The organism is Pseudomonas faucium, assembly GCF_021602585.1.
GTDB lineage: Bacteria > Pseudomonadota > Gammaproteobacteria > Pseudomonadales > Pseudomonadaceae > Aquipseudomonas > Aquipseudomonas faucium.
On sequence record NZ_BQIP01000001.1, the window covers coordinates 151,921 to 172,494 of the forward strand.

At 64.6% G+C, this 20,574-nt stretch carries 21 protein-coding genes and 1 pseudogene; 7 read left to right on the forward strand and 15 right to left on the reverse strand.

Annotated features, from left to right (window positions below; genetic code table 11):
• Window position 1 precedes the first annotated feature (1 nt).
• Together L6D75_RS00690 and L6D75_RS00695 are read left to right on the forward strand one after the other, a co-directional pair.
• Window positions 2-1,003, forward strand: coding sequence for a magnesium chelatase ATPase subunit I (locus L6D75_RS00690; RefSeq protein WP_176510819.1), 1,002 nt, complete (start codon window positions 2-4; stop codon window positions 1,001-1,003).
• 35 nt (window positions 1,004-1,038) lie between these two features.
• A complete protein-coding gene (locus L6D75_RS00695; RefSeq protein ID WP_176510820.1) occupies window positions 1,039-1,671 on the forward strand; it encodes a vWA domain-containing protein in 633 nt (210 codons plus the stop codon).
• 116 nt (window positions 1,672-1,787) lie between these two features.
• Here the strand turns inward: L6D75_RS00695 and L6D75_RS00700 are convergent, their stop codons facing one another.
• Window positions 1,788-2,054 (reverse strand): hypothetical protein, encoded by a 267-nt coding sequence (locus tag L6D75_RS00700; protein WP_176510821.1) that lies wholly within the window; start codon window positions 2,052-2,054, stop codon window positions 1,788-1,790.
• A gap of 341 nt (window positions 2,055-2,395) precedes the next feature.
• Between L6D75_RS00700 and L6D75_RS00705 the strand changes: the two genes are divergently transcribed.
• Window positions 2,396-3,721 carry a sigma-54 dependent transcriptional regulator gene (locus L6D75_RS00705; RefSeq protein ID WP_176510822.1) on the forward strand — a complete coding sequence of 442 codons (1,326 nt, stop codon included), beginning with the start codon at window positions 2,396-2,398 and terminating at the stop codon, window positions 3,719-3,721.
• A 24-nt stretch (window positions 3,722-3,745) separates the two neighbouring features.
• On the opposite strand, the gene L6D75_RS00710 is transcribed toward L6D75_RS00705, so the two are convergent.
• The 11 genes and pseudogenes from L6D75_RS00710 to L6D75_RS27395 form a co-directional block, all read right to left on the reverse strand.
• On the reverse strand, window positions 3,746-5,947 hold the full coding sequence (locus L6D75_RS00710) for an LTA synthase family protein (protein WP_176510823.1): 2,202 nt from the start codon (window positions 5,945-5,947) through the stop codon (window positions 3,746-3,748).
• 138 nt (window positions 5,948-6,085) lie between these two features.
• On the reverse strand, window positions 6,086-7,366 hold the full coding sequence (locus tag L6D75_RS00715) for a coiled-coil domain-containing protein (RefSeq protein ID WP_176510824.1): 1,281 nt from the start codon (window positions 7,364-7,366) through the stop codon (window positions 6,086-6,088).
• Between the two features lie 48 nt (window positions 7,367-7,414).
• On the reverse strand, window positions 7,415-8,161 hold the full coding sequence (locus L6D75_RS00720; RefSeq protein ID WP_176510825.1) for a hypothetical protein: 747 nt from the start codon (window positions 8,159-8,161) through the stop codon (window positions 7,415-7,417).
• Window positions 8,162-8,193: 32 nt separating this feature from the next.
• Window positions 8,194-8,874 (reverse strand): C39 family peptidase, encoded by a 681-nt coding sequence (locus L6D75_RS00725; protein ID WP_176510826.1) that lies wholly within the window; start codon window positions 8,872-8,874, stop codon window positions 8,194-8,196.
• 66 nt (window positions 8,875-8,940) lie between these two features.
• Window positions 8,941-10,428: a heme utilization protein gene (locus tag L6D75_RS00730; RefSeq protein WP_236193319.1), complete on the reverse strand. Its 1,488-nt coding sequence runs from the start codon at window positions 10,426-10,428 to the stop codon at window positions 8,941-8,943.
• Window positions 10,429-10,481: 53 nt separating this feature from the next.
• Window positions 10,482-11,060, reverse strand: a complete 579-nt coding sequence (locus L6D75_RS00735) for an adhesin (RefSeq protein ID WP_176518242.1) — start codon at window positions 11,058-11,060, stop codon at window positions 10,482-10,484.
• Between the two features lies 1 nt (window position 11,061).
• Complete coding sequence (locus L6D75_RS00740; protein WP_176518241.1) at window positions 11,062-11,499, reverse strand: hypothetical protein; 438 nt, start codon at window positions 11,497-11,499, stop codon at window positions 11,062-11,064.
• Between the two features lie 295 nt (window positions 11,500-11,794).
• Window positions 11,795-12,346 (reverse strand): AAA family ATPase, encoded by a 552-nt coding sequence (locus tag L6D75_RS00745; protein ID WP_236193321.1) that lies wholly within the window; start codon window positions 12,344-12,346, stop codon window positions 11,795-11,797.
• A complete protein-coding gene (pnuC, locus tag L6D75_RS00750) occupies window positions 12,343-12,906 on the reverse strand; it encodes a nicotinamide riboside transporter PnuC (RefSeq protein ID WP_236193322.1) in 564 nt (187 codons plus the stop codon). Before pnuC ends, L6D75_RS00745 begins: the two co-directional genes overlap by 4 nt.
• 99 nt (window positions 12,907-13,005) lie before the next feature.
• Complete coding sequence (locus L6D75_RS27390) at window positions 13,006-13,740, reverse strand: methyl-accepting chemotaxis protein (RefSeq protein WP_373876238.1); 735 nt, start codon at window positions 13,738-13,740, stop codon at window positions 13,006-13,008.
• A gap of 138 nt (window positions 13,741-13,878) precedes the next feature.
• Window positions 13,879-14,640, reverse strand: a pseudogene (locus L6D75_RS27395) (cache domain-containing protein); the annotation flags it as partial.
• A 298-nt stretch (window positions 14,641-14,938) separates the two neighbouring features.
• Between L6D75_RS27395 and L6D75_RS00760 the strand changes: the two are divergent.
• Both L6D75_RS00760 and L6D75_RS00765 read left to right on the forward strand, forming a co-directional pair.
• Window positions 14,939-15,769: an undecaprenyl-diphosphate phosphatase gene (locus tag L6D75_RS00760; RefSeq protein WP_236193326.1), complete on the forward strand. Its 831-nt coding sequence runs from the start codon at window positions 14,939-14,941 to the stop codon at window positions 15,767-15,769.
• Window positions 15,769-16,131: a DUF1294 domain-containing protein gene (locus L6D75_RS00765; RefSeq protein WP_371872009.1), complete on the forward strand. Its 363-nt coding sequence runs from the start codon at window positions 15,769-15,771 to the stop codon at window positions 16,129-16,131. The genes L6D75_RS00760 and L6D75_RS00765 overlap by 1 nt, the downstream gene beginning before the upstream one ends.
• Window positions 16,132-16,139: 8 nt before the next feature.
• Here the strand turns inward: L6D75_RS00765 and L6D75_RS00770 are convergent, their stop codons facing one another.
• Both L6D75_RS00770 and L6D75_RS00775 read right to left on the reverse strand, forming a co-directional pair.
• Complete coding sequence (locus tag L6D75_RS00770; RefSeq protein WP_176518295.1) at window positions 16,140-16,499, reverse strand: MmcQ/YjbR family DNA-binding protein; 360 nt, start codon at window positions 16,497-16,499, stop codon at window positions 16,140-16,142.
• The gene (locus tag L6D75_RS00775) at window positions 16,492-17,394 is read right to left on the reverse strand and encodes a LysR substrate-binding domain-containing protein (RefSeq protein ID WP_236193329.1); all 903 of its coding nucleotides are present in this window, start codon (window positions 17,392-17,394) and stop codon (window positions 16,492-16,494) included. Before L6D75_RS00775 ends, L6D75_RS00770 begins: the two co-directional genes overlap by 8 nt.
• Before the next feature lie 131 nt (window positions 17,395-17,525).
• On the opposite strand from L6D75_RS00775, the gene L6D75_RS00780 reads away from it, so the two are divergent.
• Both L6D75_RS00780 and L6D75_RS00785 read left to right on the forward strand, forming a co-directional pair.
• Window positions 17,526-18,137 (forward strand): FMN-dependent NADH-azoreductase, encoded by a 612-nt coding sequence (locus L6D75_RS00780; protein ID WP_236193331.1) that lies wholly within the window; start codon window positions 17,526-17,528, stop codon window positions 18,135-18,137.
• A 137-nt stretch (window positions 18,138-18,274) separates the two neighbouring features.
• The gene (locus tag L6D75_RS00785) at window positions 18,275-19,324 is read left to right on the forward strand and encodes an alpha/beta hydrolase family protein (RefSeq protein WP_236193333.1); all 1,050 of its coding nucleotides are present in this window, start codon (window positions 18,275-18,277) and stop codon (window positions 19,322-19,324) included.
• Here the strand turns inward: L6D75_RS00785 and L6D75_RS00790 are convergent.
• Window positions 19,295-20,488, reverse strand: a complete 1,194-nt coding sequence (locus tag L6D75_RS00790) for an MFS transporter (protein WP_236193335.1) — start codon at window positions 20,486-20,488, stop codon at window positions 19,295-19,297. The two genes, L6D75_RS00785 and L6D75_RS00790, sit on opposite strands and share 30 nt — an antisense overlap.
• Window positions 20,489-20,574 lie beyond the last annotated feature (86 nt).

The following is a 20,574-nucleotide window of genomic DNA, read 5'->3' on the forward strand; positions in this document are numbered from 1 at the left end:
AATGAGTGAACCCGTGCAATTTCCCCTGGCTGCGGTGGTCGGCGCCGACGCGCTCAAGCTGGCGCTGTGCCTGACGGCCATCGACCCGAAGATCGGCGGCGTGCTGATCGAGGGACCACGCGGCATGGCCAAGAGCACCTTGGCCCGCGGCCTGGCGGACCTGCTCGGCGAGGGGCCTTTCGTGACCTTGCCGCTGGGCGCCAGCGAGGAGCGCCTGGTCGGCACGCTGGACCTGGACGCCGCGCTGGGGCAGGGCAAGGCGCAGTTCTCCCCCGGTGTGCTGGCGCAGGCCGATGGTGGCGTGCTGTATGTCGATGAAGTGAACCTGCTGCCCGATACCCTGGTGGACCTGCTGCTCGACGTGGCCGCCAGCGGTACCAACCGCATCGAGCGCGATGGCATTTCGCACCAGCACAGTGCCCGTTTCGTCCTGATCGGCACCATGAACCCCGAGGAAGGCGAGCTGCGCCCGCAATTGCTCGACCGTTTCGGCTTGAATGTGCTGCTCGAAGGGTTGCCGGCCCCTGAAGCGCGTCAGCAGATCATTCGTCGCCGCCTGGCGTTCGACAGCGACCCACAGGCGTTCTGCGCGCAATGGGCTGCGGCCCAGGCGCAATTGCGCGAGCGCTGCCAGGCGGCGCGCCAGGCGCTGGCGGCGATTGCCCTCGACGATCAGGCACTGGCGTGGATCACCGAGCGTTGCTATGCCGCCGGTGTCGACGGCCTGCGTGCCGACCTGGTCTGGCTGCGTGCGGCGCGTGCGCATTGCGCCTGGCGCGGCGGCGAGGCGATCGAGCAAGGCGATGTGGAGGCGGTGGCCGAATTCGCCCTGCGCCACCGGCGCCGCCAGCTGCCAGAACCCACCGCCCATTCCACGCCACCTGCCAGCGCCCGCGGCGAAACGCAGCAGCAAGGCGGGCAGGGCGATTGGGGCGCGCTGCCGGCAGAGCCGGTCAGCAGCGGTGCTCGGCGCGAGGTGCCGAACTGGGCAAAAAAGCCCTGAGCATCCGCCCACCGGGCAACAAGGTGGCGGATGCCATGCCCCGTGTCGGCAAACTGAACGGCGCCAGCCGTGGCCGTGCCCAGCTGTCGGGCAAGGGCCGTGTGGCCTGGTTGCCGACGCTGCTGAAAGGGCGCCCTCGCCAGCGCCAGGACCTGTGCTGGCAGCTGCGCCAGGGCCAGGCCGCGCAATTGTGGTTGGTGATCGTCGACGCGTCCGCCTCGACCCGGCGCCATCAGGCATTGGCGCAGAGCAAAGGCCTGCTGGCCGAATTGTTCGACCAGGCCTATCGCCAGCGCGCCCGGCTGGCGCTGCTCACCGCCAGCGGTGGTGCGCCGCATTGGCAACGGCATGGGCTCAAGGCATCAGCCGCACTGCAGCCCTGGTTGCAGGCGCTGGGGGCGGGCGGGGGAACGCCGTTGATCGAGGCGCTCGACCAGGCGCGCCGCTGGTTGAACGCCAGGCGCAAAGCCCATCCGCAGGAGCTTCAGCGTTGCCTGATCTTTACCGATGGTCGCCTGCAACGCTGGGGAGAGCTGCACCCGATGCCTTGCGCCACCTTATTGGTAGACATGGAATTGGCGCCAGTTCGCTTGGGGCGTGCACAGCAATTAGCTGAACAACTGCAGGCCGATTACCAGCATCTGGAACAGTTCAAGTTAATAAGGTGAGTTGTAAAAGGCGGGCGTGGCGCGACACTATGTCGCATTAAAAAAGTTGCCTCGACGGCAGGCTGGAAGTTGTACAAGTGCGTGCCTGGCACGCACTTGCCGGTGCACCGTGGCGATTACTTGGGCATCGACCAGGGTTGCAGGTCATAGCCTTTCTGGCACAGTTCGGCGCGCACTTCCTCGATCAGGCTGGCCCATTGCGCCGGGTCCGAATAGGTAGACGACGACACTTGCTTGCTGCCGATGCGGGTGCTGGTCCGGTCGATCACCGCCAGGCTCAGCTCGCCCGTACCGTTGGGCGCATCCCAGGCAACGCACTGGAAGGGTTCGAAAGCGTGGTCGGCAATCAGCAGGGCTTCGTTGACACGGAGCGGGGCATTCATGGTTCGGTCTCTCTATGGTCCCAACAGCGTAATGAAGGTCCGCGTTACTGCTACGTCGCTTCAGCGTATCGCGATCTGCAGTGCGGGGTTATTCGTACTGATGCTCCAAGTTAGGGGTGGAGTCACACAGCGTTGATAATTTTTTTTGATTTGAACCGTTTTTATTTTCCGGCGCCGCGTGTGACGTCAATTAAATTGAAAAATTCCGAACGTGCTTCATGCCTGCAGCATCGGGCAGACAGACGGTAGTGGGCACCGTCAAGTTCGTTGCTACTGTTAAAACGGCGCCGCAACTTACTGTTTTCACGTAAAAAACCACAAATTGGCGCCAAGGAACGGTCATGCACGAATCCGCCGCCCTTCGTCGCTTGCTCATCGTCGACCCGTGCGATGATTGTCACCGTTTGTTACCAGGCTTGGAGAGTGGGGGCTGGGATGTCCACAGCTGTAGCCTGGACCTGGCCCTGGAACACCGCTGCGACCTTGGGCTGTTGCGCCTGCAGGCCTCGCACCTGCGCCACCCCGACGCAGTCAAGGACATGATCAAGCGCAGCAATACCGAATGGATTGCGGTGCTCGATGCCGACCAACTGCGCATGCAGAACGTCGGCGATTTCGTCTGCGAGTGGTTCTTCGACTTCCATACCTTGCCATTCGACGTGTCACGCGTGCTGGTGACCCTGGGGCGGGCCTTTGGCATGGCGCGCCTGCGCGGCAAGGGCAGTGTGCCGATCAATGGCCTGGAGGATGAACTGCTGGGTGACAGCCGGCCGATTCTGGAGCTGCGCAAATTGCTCGGCAAACTGGCGCCCACCGAATCGCCGGTGCTGATCCGTGGCGAGAGCGGCACTGGCAAGGAGTTGGTGGCGCGCACCTTGCACCGCCAGTCACAACGCTGCGAGATGCCGTTCATCGCCATCAATTGCGGGGCGATACCCGAACACCTGATCCAGTCCGAGTTGTTCGGGCACGAAAAGGGCGCCTTCACCGGCGCCCATCAGCGCAAGGCAGGGCGCATCGAGGCGGCCCATGGCGGCACGCTATTTCTCGACGAAATTGGCGACCTACCGCTGGAGTTGCAGGCCAACTTGCTGCGTTTCCTGCAGGAAAAGCACATCGAGAGGGTCGGTGGCAGCCAGCCGATTCCCGTGGATGTGAGGGTGCTGGCCGCCACCCACGTGGACCTGGAAAAAGCCATCGAGCAAGGGCGTTTTCGCGAAGACCTGTATTACCGGCTAAACGTCTTGCAGGTGGTGACAGCGCCCTTGCGTGACCGGCATGGTGACCTGTCGATGCTGGCCAACCATTTTTCGCACTTCTACAGCCTGGAGACCGGCCGCCGGCCGCGTACCTTCAGCGACCACGCCCTGGCCGCCATGGGGCGGCACAACTGGCCGGGCAACGTCCGCGAACTGGCCAACCGGGTACGCCGGGGGCTGGTGCTGGCCGAAGGGCGGCAGATCGAAGCCCAGGACCTGGGCTTGCACGTGCTGGAGCAGGAGGAGCACCCGCTGGGTACCCTGGAAGACTACAAGCATCGCGCGGAACGCCAGGCGCTGTGCGATGTGCTCGACAGGCACAGCAACAACCTGAGCATTGCCGCGAAGGTGCTGGGGGTGTCGCGGCCGACATTCTATCGGCTGCTGCACAAACACCAGATTCGCTGAACCTGACCCCAGGCGGCCGATCGATCAGCTCGACTGGGCGATATGCCCGTCCGACAGTTCCTCGATCGTCTCTTCTTCACCTGGCAGTGCCGTGATGACGCTGAAGTCGCTGACCTCGACCTCGCCACCGCCATACCCCAGCAAGTGGAAGGAAAATGCCTTGCGCAGGGTCGGGTTGTCGAAGCCGAACTCCATCTCCAGCGGCTCATCGGCCGTGACCCGAATCTCTTCGGGCAGGCCCAGCGGCACGTCCTGCTCCAGCTCCTTGGCCTTGAGCTGGATATAGGCCACATGCTGGCGGTCGAGGGCGCGTACCTTGACCCGCACCCGCGTGTGCGAGCCTTCCGGCATTTCCAGGTACTGCGCGCCGATCAGGTTGTCTGCCCAGTCATCGTGAATGCGTGCCTGCAGCGGGATGGCCGAAGGGCCGCCGAACTGGTAGCGCAGGTTGAGTGGGGTTTGCAGCAGGGACTGGTCGAGCACCCCGGCCAGGGCGTTGAGCTGTGGGCCGGCCTGGCGCTCTGCCGGGCCGAGGTAGCGGGCCTGGTCGGCAATGAAGCCCTGGCTGGCATAGCGGCGGCAGCGTTGCTGGAAGTCGCACTCGGTGAACACGCCTTGGCCATCGTGGTAGCGCAGCATGCCATTGGTGTAGGAAATCATCTCTCGCCCACTGTCGTAATCGCGCAGCAACGAGCGCCCGCCCAGGGCGACCGGGATCGGCAGGGCAAAGTAGTCGAGCAGCGACGTGGTCAGGTCGATGTGCCCGTAGGTGCCTTGCTTGAGGTGGGGCAGTTGCGCCTGCTCCGGGGCCAGGAGCAGGTTGAAGCCCCACGATGAGGCCAGGCGCACCCCGTCGATGCCGTGGGATTCGTCCGAAGTCACCACCACCAGGGTGTCCTTGAGCACCCCTTGGCGCTCGAGGTTGTCGAGAAACGCCCCCACAGCATCGTCCAGGTAGGCCACTGCTGCCTGTTTGGCCGTGTCGTAACGCGCCAGGTAATCCGCCGGCGCCGAATACGGCTGGTGGGTGCCCACGGTCAGCAGGGTGAGCATCCATGGGCGGTCTTGCTGGCGCAATTGACCGACGTAGTCCAGGGCGCCTTCGAAGAAAGCCCGGTCGTCCTTGCCCCATGGGAATTCCAGGTAGTTTTCATTGCTGAACCACTCCAGGCCGTGCACCGAGTCGAAGCCGATGTGCGGCATGATCCGGTCCTTGGCCATGAAGCGCAGGCCAGCGCCTTGCAGGTAGTGGGTGCTGAAGCCGGCCTGGCGCAACTGCGACGGCAGGCAGGCCAGGTTGCGTTGCTGCTGGGTCAGCAGCTCCATGCCTTTGGGCGTACCGTTGGCGAGCTTGTCGTAGTCGCCGCAGAGCATGGCGTACAGGCCGCGAATGGTCTGGTGGGTGTGCAGCACGTAGTCCGGCGTGTTCATGCCCCGCTCGGCCCAGCGGCTGAGGTTGGGCATGAGCTCTTCGTCGAAGCGGCTGTGCAGGGCCTGGCGGTTGGGCCGCAGGTAGGCACCGGGGATGCCTTCGAGGGTGATCACCAGCAGGTTGCGGGCGCTGCCGGGGCCAGCCAGCAGCTTCTGGCCATGCAGGTCGGCCTGGGTCAGGCCGGCACTGGGCAAGGGGGTGATCGGTTGTTCCTGGCCGCCCCAGGCCACGGCGCGGCGTTGCAGGTCGTTGACGCCTGCCGACAGCAGCTGGTGGGAGAGGCTGTATTGGCGCCACTGGTCGGCGTCCGAAGGGGCAAGCTGTTGGCTGCCCCAGTGCAGGCCGAACAGCAACACCGGGATGCACAAGGCCCAGCGCGGCAGCGCGGCAGGCCGCTGGGCGCGGGTGCTCCAGGCGCTGAGACAGCAGGCCAGCAGCCCCCCGGCCATGAGCCAGGGCAGCCAGCCATGGGCAAGGCCGCCGCCGGTGGAGTTTTCCATGAACTGGGGGTCGATCAGGTACGCCAGGTCACCACTGTTCGGCAGCCGCCCGACAGCGCTCACCAGCTCGGCCGAGGCCACCCACAGCGCCGCCCAGGCCAGCAGCACGGGCAGGGCCAGCCACGCGGGGCGACGGTGCAGCAGCACGAGCAGCAGGCTGCCCAAGGCCAGGTCCGACAGGTAGCCAAGCGGGTTGGACCAGCCCAGCAGGGCGCGCGCAGTCAGTGGAATCACCAGCACCAGGGTCGCCAGGGCGACGAGCCGGGAGTGCGGGTGGCCAAGCAGGTTCTTCACGAAAACTTTCCTTAATTGACTTCAAGATGTCATATCGCAGTGGGCGATGATAACAGCACGCTGTCAGGAAAGCGGTCGGCTACAAGGTTGGTTACCAAAACCCGGCCCGCGCGGGGGGCCGGGTTGCGCCATGGCAAGTCAGAAGTAGTAGGGGAATTTCAGGCTGAAGGAGAAGTCCGGGGCATCGTCGGTCAGGCCGATGGCCAGGTTGGGGACGATGGTGAGGTTGTTGCTGGCGGCAAACGTCAGGCCGATGTTGAAGTTGGCCGCGTTGTAGTCGCTGTTGGTGATCGACTGCCAGTCACCGCCGTCAGGCTTGATCTTGCTCTTGCGGGCAAACTGGTCGGTGACCGAGAACGACATGCTCATCTTCTCGTTCAGGGCAAAGGCGATACCGCCGCCGATCTGCCAGGAGTCGCCCAGTTTCACATCGCCCGGCACCTTGGTGTTGACCGTGGGGCTGATGTCGCTGAACGAATCCTGCATGTTGTAGGTGTACGACAGGCTGCCGAACAGCACCGCCGGGTCGAAGGTCTTGACCAGCGAGATGCCCGGGGTGATGGCCCAGACGCCGTTACCGGTCGGCAGGTCTTCAGGAATGGCCAGGTTGTCGTTGCCCGGGTCCTGGATCAGCTTGATGCCATAAGGGTCCTTGCCGGTAGGCGCCTTGACCCGCAGGGTGGCGACGGCATCGGGCCAGTTTTCCGACTCGTCGATGAACTTGTAGGCCACGCCGACGTTGACGTCGCCGATCATCGGGTCGCGGGTGACGGTACCATCGGAGCTCACCCCGGCAGCACCGCCGGCACCGCCCGAGGAATAGGTCGATTCGCGATAGACGATGGGCACGTTTATATCGAATTGCCAGCGCTGGTCGACGTTGTAGCGTGCGGTCAGGTCCAGCGTCCAGTTGTCGGCCTTGATGCGGTCGATGTTGATGTTGCCCAGGAAGATCGAATCGAGCGCCAGGAAACCGTTGAGGGTCAGGGCGCGGGTGTCGTAGTGGGTGTAGGTCACACCGGTTTCGACGCTGAACTTGCCGCCGCCGAAGAAGCCGCTGGCCTCGTCATACAGGTTGGACACGCTTTGCGCCGGTTCCGAATCGTCCTTGAGCGACTGGCCATAGGAGCTGCCAGTCGCGCCAGGGGCCCCGGAGGCCACGGTTTGCGCCCCCTTGACGCCTTCGGCCGGCGACTTGGTCAAGCGCTTGGGCGCAGGTGCCGCCGGGGCTTCCTCGACCTGGCGAAGGCGTTGTTCCAGCACCATCAATGCATTCTGTTGGGCTTCGTAGCGCTCTTTGAGCGCGATCAGTTCTTGTTTCAGTGCTTCGACCTGGGGGTCGGTTGCTGCTTGAAGCAAAGTGGCCGGGGCCAAGGTACTCAAACAAACGATAGCTCTCAACGTAAACAAACGATGCATGGATTAGCCGTCCCTTCTGACTACTTGTTCGATGAGACTGAGCGTAGATCAGTATCCGCCGTTGCGAAGACCTTTGAGCTGATCAAGATTGGCGTTCATCGGCGCTGCGGCCGAGGGGTTGTCGCGCAGCACCACATTCAGCTCGGTCAGGTTGCGCACCTGGTTGCCCGCGCCGAGCAGGGTGGTGTTCTGCATCAGCCCACCCTGGGCCAGCCGCTGCAGGCTGCTGCCCTGGTTGTTGTTGGCGACGATGCCCAGCTGAACCCCGGTGCCGTTGGCCGAAACGCTCAAGGAGCCTGCGCCGTTGGCGCCGGTCAGGGTCTGGCCGGCTGCCAGGGCCTGGCCTTGCGGCGGCGTGGCCGGCGCCTCGTTGCCCTTGGTGACATTGATGCCGACATCGTTGTAGGCCGCGTTGTAGTCGCCGGCGGCGCGCACCACCTGGGTCACGCCCTCGGTGCTGTTCAGGCCGCTGCCACCGGTGATGGTGCCGGTGCCCGGGGCCTGGTTGTGCGAGGTGCCGGCGCCTTTTTCATTGATCATCGACACATAGAACTGCGGCTGCAGGGTCGAATGCTGGATCTGCATCGAGGAGGTGGCGCCGATCACTTCACCATTGGCGTTCTGCCAGGTGCTGGTCATGACCACGCCGAAGCTGACGATGCGCCCGGGCAATACGTAGCGACCCCGCAGGTTGGCCAGCTCCTGATCCTTCAGTTCGATGGGCTTGAACGTCTGTGCCTGGGTCGGCAGGCTGGCAGCCAGGCAAAGGACTGCGAGCCAGCATGAAGTCTTCATGGGATGCTCCCGGGGCGTCTTGCCCCTTGTCATTAGAAGAAGTCGCTTTGGATGAAGCCGAAGTCCATCAACTCTGCATCCTTCACCGGGGTGAAGTTGTTGATGCGATTCTTGGCGCTCAGTGGCAGGGGCGGGTCGAGCAAGATGTTGGACTTGTCGTACCCTTGGCCGATCACGGCGAAGATGATGCCGTTCCAGCCCTTGACGAAATCATCGAGCTTGAAGCGTTTGTGGCCCAGCACCGGGTCGCCGATGTAGACCCAGCCCTGGTCGACCTTCTGCATCACCACGAAATGCTTGTAGCCGCGGATATCCATCAGCACCACCACCGGGATGCGGATGCTGTGCAAGGTGTCGGCGGCTACCCGGTAGCCGCGGGCGCGCATGCCCAGGCTTTCCACGTAGCGCTTCATGTCGAGCATCGAGAAGCCCTGGGTACGCACCAGGTCCTGGTCGGCGTTGGCCAGCATGCCCTCGATCACGTGTTGTTCGTCCACGTCCAGCCAGTAGGCCTGGCGCAGGATGGTCGCCAGCGACGCGGCGCCGCAACTGAAGTCGGTTTTCTGTTGCACAAGGTCAGCGAACTTGCGCTCGCGGATGCTTTGCACGGGCTTGTAGATCACCGCGCCGCCCGGCAGGACGGACAGCGGCATTTGGGCTGCTTCGCTCACACTGGCCATGCACAGCAAGAACGCCAAGGCGATAATGCGCATGTTCGATGCCCCCAACGGGTTTGGTTGAAAGAAGGCCCCCCGAAGGGGGCCTCCAGGCCACAGCAGTTACATCGAGGTGTTGGAGATGGCCAGCGAGTTGCTTTGCTGGTTGCCCACACCGGATGCCACGTTCACGCCCAGGTTGCCGCTGCCGCCATTGACCGAACCACTGAGGGTTGCGGTGTTGGTGACAGGGTTGGCCCAGCCGGTCGGGGTCAGCACTTGGAAGGACACGGTGTTGCTCAGGTCATACGAGTTGGCCTCGTTGTAGCTCTTCGAGATGCTGTCCGAAGATTGCGAGGCTTTGTCGCCAGACTTCTCGAAGGCCGAAGCGTTGGCTTTTTCCCATGCCGAATCGTGAGCCTTCTCGTAGGAAGTATCACGGGCCTTGTCATAGGAAGAGTCGCGGCTGTGGTCATACGAGGAGGCGTTGGCCTTGTCGTAGGACGAGTTGAAGGCCGTGTCGAACGACGAGTTGCTGGACGACTGGTGCGACTTGTCGATCGATGCATCGAGCGATGCATTGAGCGAGGCGTCGAAGTCGCCGCTGCGCGAACGCGTGAAGTTGCCGAAGGTTTGCGACGAAGACGCACTGCCCGAGGCGCTGGCATCGAGCGAAGCGTTCACCGAAGCACTCGACGAGGAGCTGTGGTCAGTGCTCGCCGTACCGTTGGCAGCCCAGTTGTTCGAACCATTGGCGCTGCTATTGTTGCTGCCGCTGGCGCTGCTGCTGTTCGAGCCGCTGGCGGTCATGCTGCTAGACCCGCTGGAGCTGCTGCTCTTCGAACCGCTGGCGCTGCTGCTTTGGTTGCCAGACACGCTGAAGCTCGAACTCGAGCTCTTGTCGACGCTCGCATCGAACGAGCCGCTACGCGAGGACGAACCGCTCGAGGTGGTGGTGAAGCTCAGGGTATCGAGCGAGTAGGTACGATCGGCGCGGTTTTCCACGGTCAGGCCAGGCCCGTTCTGATTGGCGCTGGCGGTGGCAGTGGAGTTGCCAATGGCGGCACTGTTGTTGGCAATGGCCATGGTGTTTTTCTGTTGGTTCAGGTCGCCACCGGCCACGTTGATGCCAACGTTGCCGCTGCTGCCGTCAGCCGAGCCACTCATGACCGCAGAGCTCTGGGTCGACCAGTTCTTGACGATGTTGTTGTTGCTGGTTTGACGGACGCTTGCAGTGGCTTCGGAGTTGCCGAAGACGAAGCTGTTGTCGATTGCGGCGTTGTCGGACGCGGTGTTGGCAATGGCCGCGGCGTTGTCCTGCTGGTTGCCGTTACCGGCCGCCACGTTGACGCCCACGTTGCCGCTCGCGCCGGTGCCGGAGCTGCTCATTTCAGCTTCGTTGACGGTGCCTTCGTTGAGGATCTTGTTGCCAGTGCTGCGCTGAGTATCAGTCGCCTTGGCAGTGGCGGTGGTGTAGATCTGCTTTGCCGGTGGTGTGTGGTTATTGTTGTGGCCATGGCCACGCCGGTCGTTCTGATCCGCTTGTGCAGCAACAGCCATGACCGCAGCAATTGCGAAAACCAGAGGCTTGATTGCCATCGAGGGTTTCATGGTGTTTCTCCGTCTTCTTTAGGTTAAGTGTTGTGCTTACTTACACCTTCGGGTCAGTTCGGGACCCGTACGCTCAGGGTGTTTGCCATCTGGTTGCCCACCCCGGCGCTCTGATTCAGCTGAATGACCCCGCGGCTACCGGTGAATGCCTGGTCACCGGTGGTGACATGGCGATAGCCGGGAGAGGTATCAGTCGGATCGGAGCTTTTGATCAGCGCCACGTTCTGCTGCAACAGGACGCTGTCATCGATGCTTTGCGGTTGTGTACTGATGCTGATGCGCAGGGCGTTGGCCTGCTGGGTGCTGGCCCCGGCGCTCTGGTTCACGCCCAGGGCACCGTTGCCATGGCTGAAGGCATTGCCCTGGATGCTGGCGGTGGCGCCCATGTTGGGGTCGATGATCGACAGCTGGCGCTGGCGGATCTGCGTGGTCGCTGCGGCATGGGTGCCGGTGGCGATGGCGCGGGCGTTGGCCTGTTGCTGCAGGTCGCCGGCCGCCTGGTTGACGCTGAAGTTGCCTTGGTACTGCGCGCCGGAGCTGTCGATGTCGGCGCTGTTGATCACGGGAACGGGCGACTGGGCGAAGGCCGAGGCACTGCACAGGGTGGCCAGGATAAACAGCGTCTGCCTCATCTCATTTGCCTCCGGTCAGCATCTGCAGGGGCGCCAGGCCGCGCTGCACGCTTGAGTTGACCATGTTGGAAATGCCGTTGCCGGAGCCTGACCCACGGCCGGCCGCCAGGTTGGGCAGCTGGGTCTGGGTGCCGATGCTGCCGCCGACGTTGTTGGTCTGCTGGGTGATCAGCGAGGAAATGCCGGTGCCGCTGGTGATGTTGGCGAAGTCGCCATCACTGAGCTCGTTGGTTTGCCTGAGCACTTGCGCGGACGGGTTGGCGTTGGCGGTGGTGGGGTAGGGGTCGGGCGCCAGCGGCGCACGGGTGGCGATGCGTGGCTGCACATCGCGGGTGATCACGATGATGCCGTTGTCGGCCTGCACCGGAACGCTGAAGCCCGCGCCCAATGCACAACCGACCAGCAACAGGCGGCAGATGCCATTGTCCAGTTTTCCCATGACGGCAATCCTTCTTCAGCGCTGGCCTGAATCGGCGTTGCGAGGAGGAGAGCAGAAGGCGTGCCGCTTTTGGATATTGCCGGTGAATCAGTGGGTTGCATGAACTTGCTGGCAGCGCTGGGAGAATCCTGTATCAGCGTTGAGACAGATTTTGGCCAACAGGGGCCATTTGCCGCTATGGCTGTTGCGCCAAAGGCACTTCCAGGCGTTGTAACAGCTGCGTGACACTTCCCCAGCCCTGGGGAAAGAAGTCCGCAAACACGGGGTTCAACGCCCGCCTGGGTGTGTCAGGGAGTTAACACTCGGTGGGGCAAACCGGGGATTTACCTTGCAACAGGCCCTGCACGGCGCGCAATGCCGCCGCGCTGCGTTGCGGCCAGTCACCTTCTATTACCTGCAGCGGCTGCCGATGCTGCTGCAGCCAGGCCAAACTGTCGGCGAAAAAGCGTTGCCGGTCGGCAAGGTCCGGCTGGCTGCGCTGGCCGTCGGCCACCCAGCCCACGCCTTGCGGGCTGAGCAGCAGGTGCAGGTCATAGCGGCGAGTCAGCAGGGCCTGCTCCAGCCACGCCGGGCAATCCTGGAACAGCGCCCGGCTCCAGAGCATGTTGCTGAGCAGGTGGGTGTCGAGGATCAGCAGTTCAGGCGCCTGCTGGCGTGCCTGGTCCTCCCAGGCCAGCTGGCCCTGGGCGATGGGGGTGATATCGGCGTAGCAGGTGTCGCGGCCTTCGCGGTCGATAAAGTGGCGCACGTACTCGCCCACCACCACGCCGCCGAAATGCGCCTGGATTTCGCCGCTGAGCCAGCTCTTGCCGCTGGACTCGGGGCCACACAGCACCAGGACCTTCATGCCTGCAGCGCCGGGTCGCGGCGCCACTCCAGCCAGCCGCGCACGGCAATCAAGGTCAGCACGGCGAAGAAGCCTGCGGTGAAGTACAGCGCTTGGTGCAGGTACTGGCCGACGTAGGCCACGTCCACCACGATCCACAGAGGCCAGCACTGCACGCGCTTTTGCGCCATCCACAGTTGCGCGACCAGGCTGAAACCGGTGAGCGTGGCGTCCAGCCAGGGCAGGGCGGCATCGGTCCAGTGGGCCATGGCCGCGCCCAGGGCCACGCTCAGCAGCAGGCCGCCTGCCAGCCCGGCGGCCACTGCCGGCACCGCCAGGCGCGAGACCTGGCGGGCATCTTCGACCCGGCCCGGGCGCTTCCACTGCCACCAGCCATACAGTTGCAGCGCGGCGTAGGCCACTTGCAGGAGCATGCCCGAGTACAGCTTCACATCGAAGAACAGCCAGCCATATATAAGCACCATCACCAGGCCGATCGGCCAGCACCAGGCGTTCTGCTTGACGGTAAGCCACACGGCGGTGACGCCGAGCACGGCGGCGATGAGTTCGAGGCCGGACATCGGCGATCCTTGGCTGCTTTGGAAGGGGCGCGATTGTAGCCTGTGGGCGAGGGCAGGTGTAGCGCAGCGTGTGGGCTGGCTGCACCGCCCCGCACGGGGTCACACCTTGAATTGCCGAAGCATCTGCTCCAGGCCTTCGCTCAACTGCCCCAGGGCCAGCCCGGCATCGCTCGACTGGCGCGCCGCATCGGCGGTCTGCTGCGACAGCCCGGCGGTGTCGAGCACGTTGCGGTTGATTTCCTCGACCACATGCGACTGCTGCAGGGTGGCGCTGGCAATCGAGGCATTGAGAGCGGTGAGGCTGTGCAGCGCCTGGTTGATGGCGCTGAGGCTGGCACCGGCCTCGCGGGCCTGTTCGACGGTCTGGCGCGACGCCTCGCTGCTGGTGTCGATGGCTTTGACCGCGGCATCGGACTGCTTCTGCAGGTGCTCGATCATGGTATGGATCTCGGCCGTCGACTGCGCCGTGCGCTGGGCCAGCAGGCGCACCTCGTCGGCCACCACGGCAAAGCCGCGGCCCTGTTCGCCGGCGCGTGCGGCTTCGATGGCGGCGTTGAGGGCGAGCAGGTTGGTCTGCTCGGCAATGGCGCGGATCACGTCCAGCACGCCGCCGATCCGCGTGCTGTGCCCTGCCAGGTCGCGGATCACCTGCACTGCCTGGTCGATGGTCAGCGACAGGCGGTCGATCTGCTGCAGGCTGCCCTGGATGGCCTGCTGGCCATTTTCCACCTGCTGTTGCGCGGCATGCATTTCGCCTGCGGCCTGCTCGGCGGTCTTGGCCACGTCCTGGACGGCGTAGGTGACTTCGTTGACGGCAGTCGCCACCTGGTCCATCTGCAGCGATTGCTGGGCACTGTGCTGCTGCGCGGCGCCGGCGTTGTCGCCGACATGCCCGGCGGAGTGGGCCAGGGCGTGGGCGGTTTCCTGCAACTGGCCAACCACCCCCTGAAGCTTGCCGTTGAAGCGGTTGAAGTGTTCGCCCAGCTGGGTGATTTCGTCGCGGCCATGGGTGTCCAGGCGGCGCGTCAGGTCGCTCTCGCCGCTGGCGATATTGCCCATCGCCTGCACCGCCTCCTGCAGCGGGCGCGCAATGCTGCGGGCGATCAGCATGACCACCAGGGCCATCAGCAGAGCGATGCCCAGGCCGACCAGGGAGGCGTCACGCAGTTGCCGGGCGAATTCGGCCTGCACGTCATCGACGTAGACGCCGGAGCCGATGACCCAGCCCCATGGCTGGAACAGCTGAATGTACGAAGTCTTGGCCACCGGTTCGCTGGCACCGGGCTTGGGCCAGCGGTAGTTGACCGGCCCGGCGCCCTGGCTGCGGGCGAGGGCGGCCATTTCGTTGAACACCGCAAAGCCGTCCGGGTCGCGGATCGCGGACAGGTCCTGGCCGTCGAGCTTGGGGTTGGTCGGATGCATGATCATCTTCGGCCCCAGGTCGTTGATCCAGAAATAGTCGCCCTGGTCATAGCGCAGCGCGCGCACAACCTGCAGCGCCTGCTGCTGGGCGGCTTCGCGGCTGAGCGTGCCGGCGGCCTCCAGCCCCTGGTAGTAGGCCAGTACGCTGGCGGCGGTCTGCACCACATGGCGGGTCTTTTCCGCCTTGGCCTGGTACAGGTCGCCGTGGATCTGGCGCAGCATCAGCAGGCCCAGAACCAGCAACATGCCTACCGCAACCAGCAGAATCAGCCACAGGCGGCGACTGATCGACATCGACCTCAAGGTCTTCATGAACGGCACTCCCGCATTGTTCTTGTTATTCAGTGCATCCAAGCACGCTTGGCCGTCAGTGCAGTATCCGACTAATGGCTAAGTGCCATTTATTTATAGCACCTCGGCCTGCCGGGCGAGCCATCGCCAGGCCGCTCTGCTAGGCTGTCGGCCGCGCAGGATGAAACCTTTAGCCTGGGTGAACTTTTCCACTGGCGTAACTCCAACAGTCGCTGTAAAAGATCCGCGCCGCGAACGGCATATACAAGCAAATCAAGAACTAGGGGCCTGCAAGCAGCAGCGCTTCAACGGGGGAACAATGGATTTTTGGACTGCCTTTCAGGCAATCATCTTAGGCGTAGTCGAAGGCTTGACGGAGTTTCTGCCGATCTCCAGTACCGGGCACCAGATCATCGTCGCCGACCTGATCGGTTTTGGCGGTGAGCGGGCCATGGCGTTCAACATCATCATCCAGCTGGCAGCGATCCTGGCGGTGGTGTGGGAGTTTCGGCGCAAGATTCTCGACGTGGTGATCGGCCTGCCCAGCCAGCCGAAAGCGCGACGCTTCACGGCCAACCTGCTGCTGGCGTTCCTGCCGGCGGTGGTGCTGGGGGTGCTGTTCGCCGACCTGATCCACCACTACCTGTTCAACCCGATCACCGTGGCCACCGCGTTGGTCATCGGTGGCGTCATCATGCTCTGGGCCGAGCGCCGTGCGCACCGGGTGCAAGTGGACCACGTCGATGACATGCGCTGGACGCACGCGCTGAAAATCGGTTTCGTCCAGTGCCTGGCGATGATCCCGGGCACTTCGCGTTCGGGCTCGACCATCATCGGCGGCCTGCTGTTCGGCCTGTCGCGCAAGGCGGCCACGGAGTTTTCGTTCTTCCTGGCGATGCCGACCATGGTCGGTGCCGCGGTGTATTCGGGCTACAAGTACCGCGACCTGTTCCAGCCCGCCGACCTGCCGGTGTTCGCCGTAGGCTTCGTCACCTCGTTCATCTTCGCGATGATTGCGGTGCGCGCGCTGCTCAAGTTCATCGCCAACCACAGCTATGCGGCGTTCGCCTGGTACCGCATCGTGTTCGGCCTGCTGATCCTGGCGACCTGGCAGTTCGGTTGGGTCAACTGGTCGACGGCTGCCGGCTGATGCGCCTCAAGCTGCTGGTGCTGGCTGTGCTGTGCCTGCTGCCCTTGGCGGGTGCGTTGCAGATGGCCTGGATCGGGCAGTCGTGGCTGCCGCTGGGGCTGTACCCGGCGGCCAGCCTGGTGGCCCTGCTGTTGTACTGGCAAGACAAGCAGCAGGCGCGCAATGCCGGCTGGCGCACGCCGGAAAAGGTGCTGCATGCCAGTGAACTGCTCGGCGGCTGGCCGGGGGCATTGGTGGCCCAGCAGTTGTTCCGGCACAAGACGCGCAAGCTGTCGTATCAGGCCGTGTTCTGGGGCATCGTGCTGCTGCACCAGGTGTTCTGGGCCGACTGGCTGTTTCTGGGCAACCACCTGCTGTCGTAGGGCCCGGCCTAGATCAGCAAGCCCACCTGCAGGCGCTTGGGCAGGCGCCGCACCACCAGCTGGTGCGAGCGCTGCAGCAGGTCGCACAGCTCTTCACGGCCCATGGGGTAGGGCGGCTGCATGATGACCCAGTGCGCCCGCGCCAGGTAAGGCGCAGGGCGCACCCCAGGGCGGTCGCAATAGCCCAGAAACAGCTCGTTGCCCACCTTGAACGACAGCCCTTCACCCGCCAGCCCGATGACCGCGAACATCTTGTTGCCGGCCACCGAGAACACGCGGATGCCACCCCATTTGTAGTCTTCCCGTGCCCCCGGCAGGCTCAGGCAAAACGCCGCCACCTGCTCCTCGGTCATCTTCTGCCTAGACATAACGTTCTCCACAGGCCTCGAACGAGGCGGCGAGGTGGTCGATCCATACCCGCACCGCCGGCAACACGCCTCGCCGATGGGGGTACACCGCCTGCAGGTAGCCCCCCGGCAGCGACCAATCCGGCAGCAGCCGTACCAGTTCGCCGCGTGCCAGCTCTTCTTCGCAGAACATGCTGGGCAAGGCGGTGAAACCAAGCCCCGCGCGCACGGCGGCGTTGCGCACCACGAAGTCGTCGATGGCCAGGCGCGGTTCCAGGGCAATTTCCTGCTCCCGGCCATTGGGCCCGTGCAAGCGCAGGTGCACCAGCCGGTCGGCCTCGGCGGCGCCGAGCACCGGCAGGCTGGCCAGCTCGGCCGGGTCGCGCACATGGTCGGCAAAGCCCGGCGCGGCCACCAGTTGCATCTGCGCCTGGCGCAGGCGGCGGGTGACCAGCGCCGGGTCCTCGTCGCCCAGGTCGCGCACGCGCAGGGCCACGTCGATGCCTTCGGAAATCAGGTCGACGCGGCGGTTGAGCAGCACCATGTCCAGTTGCACCTGCGGGTACTGCTGCAGGAAGCGGCTGATCACATCGGGCAGGAAGGCATGCGCCAGCGCCACCGGGCACGACACCCGCAAGCGGCCGCGCGGTTCGCTGCTCAGGCTGGCCACCACCTCGTCGGCCGCCTCCGCTTCCATCAACATCGCCTGGCAATGGTGCAGGTAGCGTTCACCGACCGTGGTCAGCTTCAACTGCCGCGTGGTGCGTTGCAAAAGGCGCGTGCCGAGGCGTTCTTCCAGCTCGGCGATGCGCCGCGACAAGCGCGATTTGGGGATCCCCAGCTGGCGCCCGGCAGCGGCGAAACCGCCGGCTTCGACCACGCGGGCGAAATAGAAGAGGTCGTTGAGGTCTTGCATGGCTGTCTCACTGTTCTACCTGGGGGACAAACTAACGCATTTTTACCGGCTTATCAGCTATTGGTCGCTTGGGTAGGATTCTCTCCATCGTGATCGCCCACCGCCGCGGTCTTCATTCACAGGAGAGTCCCATGAAACTGTTGCATATCGATTCGAGCATCCTGGGCGACAATTCCGCCTCCCGCCAGCTCAGCCGCGAAGTGGTTCAAGCCTGGAAAGCCGCTGACCCGAGCATCGAAGTGGTCTACCGCGACCTGGCCGCCGACGCCATCGCCCACTTCTCGGCGGCCACCCTGGTCGCTGGCGGCACCCCGGAAGACGTGCGTGACGCCGCCCAGGCCTTCGAGGCCAAGCTCAGCGCCGAAACCCTGGAAGAGTTCCTGGCTGCCGATGCCGTGGTGATTGGCGCGCCGATGTACAACTTCAGCGTGCCGACCCAGCTCAAGGCCTGGATCGACCGCGTCGCGGTTGCCGGCAAGACCTTCCGCTACACCGAAGCTGGCCCAGAAGGGCTGTGCGGTGACAAGAAAGTGGTGCTGGTATCCACTGCCGGTGGCCTGCACGCCGGCCAGCCGACCGGTGCCGGCCACGAAGACTTCCTCAAGGTGTTCCTCGGCTTCATCGGCATCACCGACCTGGAAATCGTCCGCGCCCATGGCCTGGCCTATGGCCCGGAACACCGCAGCAAGGCGATCGATGCTGCCCAGGCGCAGATTGCCAACGAGCTGTTCGCCGCAGCCTGATCCGGCCAGCCACAGCGCACCCGCCTGTTCGATGAGCAGGCGGGTGTTGTTATTTGTTTCATCCAGATTTCATCTGCCGCCCGGTCACCGCGTCCTATCATCAGGTAATCCCCTCGCCCTGCGCGGATGGCCGGCCGATGAACATTCCCCGTTGCTTGCTGGCACTGTTTCTGTGCGCTGGCCTGTTGCTCGATGCCCAGGGTGCCCCCTTGGCCTCCCCCTGGGTGGCCGGCCTGCACCACATGACCCTGGCCGACCCGGTCGATGCACAGCCGATGCAAGCGTTGGCGTTCTACCCCGCCCACGGCACGCCGCGCACCCTGCGCATCGATGGTTACCCCGTCGAGGTGGCCGAAGAAGCCCCAGTTGCCCTTGGCCAGTTCCCGTTGCTGGTGCTTTCCCATGGCAACACCGGCAGCCCCCTGGCCTTGCACTACCTGGCAACGTCTCTGGCGCGCCAGGGTTTCGTGGTGGTGGCGGTGGTGCACCCTGGCGACAACGCCAGCGACCACAGCCGCCTAGGCACCCTGAGCAACCTGTATGGCCGGCCCTTGCAGATCAGCGCCGCGATCACGGCTGCCCGTGAAGACGCGCTGTTGGCGCCCTATTTGAACGACGGCAAGGTGGGGGTGATCGGCTACTCGGCAGGGGGTGAAACGGCGCTGATCCTGTCTGGTGCTCGGCCCGACCTGGACCGCCTGCGCCAGTATTGCCTGGAGCGCCCCAACGATGCCGACGCCTGCAAGACCCACGGCGTGCTGATTGCCGACCGCAGCGAACTGGAGCCCCAGGCCGACCCGCGGGTGGGCGCGGTGATGCTGATGGCGCCGTTGAGCCTGATGTTCGGCCGCCATGCCCTGGCCAACGTCAAGGTGCCGGCGCTGATCTATACGGGCGATAGCGACCAGTTGCTGGCAGTGGACCGCAATGCCGAGGCGCTGGCGCGCAAGTTGCCGGTCACCCCCGACTACCGCCTGCTCGCCGGGGCCGGGCACTTCGTGTTCATGGCCCGCTGCGATGAAGAACAGCATGCGCGCATGCCGGTCTTGTGCAAGGACGCCGAAGGGGTCGATCGGCGCCATATCCATCATTCCCTGAAGCTTGAAACCGCCTCATTCTTCAGCCAGGCGCTGGGCGCCCCGGAGCATGCCGAGCGCTCAGCTGCCACCAGCCCGGCGCGCCAGTAGCAGCGTCAGGCCAACCCCGGCCAGGGCCAGCAAGGCCGCGACGCAGAAGATCGAGGCGTAGCCCAGGTGCATGGCCACCGCGCCCATCACCGGCCCGGCCACCGCGAGTGCCATGTCGAAGAACACCGCATAGGCGCCCAGCCCGGCGCCACGGCTGCTGCTGGGCACTTGCTTGATCGCCTCGACGCCCAGCGCCGGGTACACCAGCGACAGCCCGAAACCGGTAAGCCCGGCGCCAAGCAACGCCCAGGCCGGTGCGGGCGCCAGCCACAACAGGCTCAGGCCCAGCACTTCGGTGGCCATGCACACGACTGCCACGTTGTAGCCGCCGAAACGGTTGACGGCGTTGACGAACAGCAGCCGCGAAATGATGAAGCACAGGCCGAAGGCACTCAGGCACCAGGCCGCGCCGACCCAGCCGCGTTCCAGGTAATACAGGGTGACGAAGGTGGTCAGGGTGCCGTAGCCGATCGACGCCAGGGTCAGCCCCAGGCCGCAAGGGGCCACGCGCCCGAACGCCGACCAGAACGCCAAGCGTTCACCGCGCACCACCACGACATCCGGGCGCTTGCGCAGCAACGCCAGCGCCAGCACGGCCAGCACCAGCAACGCCGGGCCGAGCACGCTGAAGTCCAGGCCATCGACGGCCAGCACGCCCACCGGTGCGCCGATGGCGATGGCCCCGTAGGAGGCGATGCCGTTCCAGGAGATCACCCGGGCGGTGTGTTCCGGCCCCACCTGGCTGATGCCCCAGCTCAAGGTCGCGACGCCGATCAGGCCCTGGGCCAGCCCCAGCAGCAGGCGCCCGCCTAAAAGCAGGGCCAGGCTCAGCAGCGGCGTACTCAAGGTCCAGGCGGAAAACAACGTCAACACGCCACAGCCGGCGATGCCCAGCAGGCCGAAGCGAATCGCCTTCTTGCCGCCCAGGGTGTCCGCCACACGCCCGGCGAAGGGCCGGCTGAGCAGGGTGGCGAGGTATTGCAGGCCGATGGTGATGCCGGCGACCACAGCGCCGAAGCCAAGCTGGTCATGCACGTAGCCGGGCAGCACGGCAATCGGCAGGCCGATGCAGAGGAAGGCAATGAAGGTGTAGAAGACGATCGACAGGATCTGCAGGGTGATGCTGGCGGTACTGGCGGCGGGGGCGGGTTGTTGCGCGGTCATGGGCTCGTTCGCGGGCGGGCGGTTGGGCGTGGCCTCATCATGGCCGCTGCGCGAAGGAAATGAAAGCAGGCTAACTAATTATTCAT